The sequence below is a fragment of the Xanthomonas cissicola genome (assembly GCF_008801575.1).
Lineage (GTDB): Bacteria > Pseudomonadota > Gammaproteobacteria > Xanthomonadales > Xanthomonadaceae > Xanthomonas > Xanthomonas cissicola.
Genome location: NZ_VZPL01000278.1, coordinates 1 through 256 on the forward strand (window position 1 = coordinate 1; position 256 = coordinate 256).

Annotated in this window: 1 protein-coding gene; it reads right to left on the reverse strand. The window is 68.4% G+C overall.

Features of this window, described 5'->3' with window-relative positions:
- Positions 1–256: hypothetical protein (locus F7R02_RS27470; protein ID WP_151210378.1), on the reverse strand; the 256-nt coding region annotated here is incomplete at both ends.

The following is a 256-nucleotide window of genomic DNA, read 5'->3' on the forward strand; positions in this document are numbered from 1 at the left end:
GGCCTGGCACAGCACCGGCAACAGCGCCTGCACCGTCTCCAGCGCCTGCTTGCCACCAATATTGCTGGCGATGGCCACCACCTGCTCCGGGGTCAGGCCATGGGCCTGGCACAGCACCGGCAACAGCCGCTGCACCGTCTCCAGCGCCTGCTTGCCACCAATATTGCTGGCGATGGCCACCACCTGCTCCGGGGTCAGGCCATGGGCCTGGCACAGCACCGGCAACAGCCGCTGCACCGTCTCCAGCGCCTGCTTG